This is a genomic window from Deltaproteobacteria bacterium GWC2_65_14, from assembly GCA_001797615.1.
In the GTDB taxonomy this organism is placed as follows: Bacteria; Desulfobacterota; Deferrimicrobia; order Deferrimicrobiales; family Deferrimicrobiaceae; genus GWC2-65-14.
Map to the genome: position 1 here is coordinate 21,528 of MGPV01000031.1, position 2,064 is coordinate 23,591.

At 64.5% G+C, this 2,064-nt stretch carries 1 protein-coding gene and 2 pseudogenes (2 of these 3 running past the window's edge); all 3 read left to right on the forward strand.

Annotated elements, in window-relative coordinates; genetic code table 11:
* Nucleotides 1–697 (forward strand): annotated as a pseudogene (locus tag A2X88_03865) (C4-dicarboxylate ABC transporter substrate-binding protein); it begins 306 nt to the left of the window's first position.
* Between the two features lie 15 nt (nucleotides 698–712).
* Nucleotides 713–1,198, forward strand: a complete 486-nt coding sequence (locus A2X88_03870; GenBank protein ID OGP34396.1) for a C4-dicarboxylate ABC transporter permease — start codon at nucleotides 713–715, stop codon at nucleotides 1,196–1,198.
* A pseudogene (locus A2X88_03875) lies at nucleotides 1,195–2,064 on the forward strand (C4-dicarboxylate ABC transporter permease) (it continues 401 nt past the right edge of the window). The gene A2X88_03870 and the pseudogene A2X88_03875 overlap by 4 nt, the downstream one beginning before the upstream one ends.

Sequence of the window (2,064 nt, forward strand, 5' to 3'; positions counted from 1 at the left end):
CCCCTTCGGCTTCACCAGCGCCAAGGTTGCCAGCCTCACCCTCTACGACCTCGTGCAGAAGTACAAGCCGAAGGAGTTCGAGAAGGTCAAGATCCTGACCCTCTTCACCTGCCCGCCGACCCACTTCATGACCAAGAGCCCCGTGAAGTCGCTCGCGGACCTCAAGGGGATGGAACTGCGGGTCGCGGGGACGAACGCCGAGGTCGTCAAGCGCCTGGGCGGCATCCCGGTCGCCATGCCGCAGTCCGAAACGCCCGAGGCGATCCAGAAGGGGATCGTCAAGGGAATGGTGTCGTCGATGGAGATCCTCCAGGACTTCAAGTTCGCGGCCTACACGCCGTACGCCACCGTCGCCAACCTCCCGGTCGTCACCTTCGCCGTCGTCATGAATCTCGAGAAGTGGAATTCCCTCCCGGCGGACGTGAAGAAGGTGTTCGACGACATGCGCAGGGAGCAGTCGCTGTGGACGGGAACCTACGTGGACGACCATGTCGCCGAGGCCTTGGCCTGGTCCAAGAAGACGTATGAGCACCAGCTGTTCTCCCTTCCCGAGGCCGACGTCGAAACGGTGCACGGCCTTCTCCAGCCCATGGTGGACGCCTACGTCAAGAAGGTGACTTCGCTGGGACTGGACGGGAAGCAGATCGTCGCCGACGTGCTTGCGCTGAAGAAGAAGCACGAGCAGCAGTACAAGTAGTCCGTCCGGCGCCGGATGGACCTGGAACGGCTCTCCGCACTGCTGCGGAAGCTCTGTATGATCATCGGGGGCGTGGCGCTTTTGGCGCTCACGCTCCTGGCGACCTCGAACGTGGCCCTGCGGATCGTGCGCGCCCCGGTGAGCGGGACGTACGAGGTGGTTTCCTTCCTGGGCGCGGTCGTCACCGCCGGCGCCCTCGGCTACACGCAGAGGCGCAAGGACCATATCGTCGTGGACATCCTGTCGGACCGCTTCCCCGGGCCGGTGAAGCGGGTCCTCGACGCGGTGAGCCACGCCCTCGCGCTCGTCCTCTTTTCCATCGTCTCCTGGCAGACCTTCGTATACGGGAAGAGGCTCATGCGGACCGGCGAGCTCTCCGAGACGCTCAAGATCGCCTTCCACCCCTTCGTGTTCCTGGTCTCGGCGGGGTTCGCCGTGCTCGCCCTGACGCTGCTGCTCGACCTCCTGGGGACCGTCTGGCGGAAGGAGAACGCCCGGTGAGCGGTCCCGCCGTCGGACTGTACGGCATCCTGGTCATGTTTCTCGTCCTGTTCGTGCTGCGGGTCCCCGCAGCGTACACGATGACGCTCGTGGGGTTCTTCGGGATCGCCTTCACGACCTCCTTCGACGCCGCGTTCTCGATGGTGGGCGCCGAGATGTGGAACATCTTCTCCAGCTACGGGCTTACCGTGATTCCCCTGTTCATCCTCGTCGGCGAGATTGTCCATTACGCCGGCTACAACTTCAGCCTCTACGACGCGACCTACAAGTGGTTCGGCCACTACCGGGGAGGGCTCGCGATGACGACGATCATGGCGTCGGCGGCCTTTTCGGCCATCTCCGGGTCCAACACGGCCACGGCGGCCACCATGAGCGCCGTCGCAATCCCGGCGATGAAGGAATACGGGTACCACCCGGTCCTGAGCGCCGGATCGGTTGCCGCGGGGGCGACGCTGGGCGTCCTCATTCCCCCCTCCATCGTGCTCGTCGTCTACGGTCTCTACACCGGCCAGTCGATCGGGAAGCTCTTCTTCGGCAACATCATCCCCAGCGCCATCCTGACCCTCCTCATTCTGGGGACGGTGGTTTGGATCTGCCGCCGGCACCCCGACTGGGGGGTGGCCGGGCCGCGGTTCGGCTGGAAGGAGCGCCTCCGGGCGCTTCCGGAGGCGGGCGACATCCTCCTCCTGTTCGGAATCATCATGTACGCCCTGTTCACCGGAGTCGTGACCGCCACGGAGGCCGCCGCCGTCAGCTGTTTCCTGGCGCTGGTCATCTGCCTCGTCCGGAGGAAGCTGACCTGGAGGAAATTCCTCGATTCCATGACGGACACGCTGCGGATCTCGTGCATGGTCTTCATGATCGTG

Excerpts from the sequence above, each read along its gene's own strand:
- A2X88_03870 (OGP34396.1), top strand. The coding sequence starts at position 713 with ATGGACCTGGAACGGCTCTCCGCACTGCTGCGGAAGCTCTGTATGATC.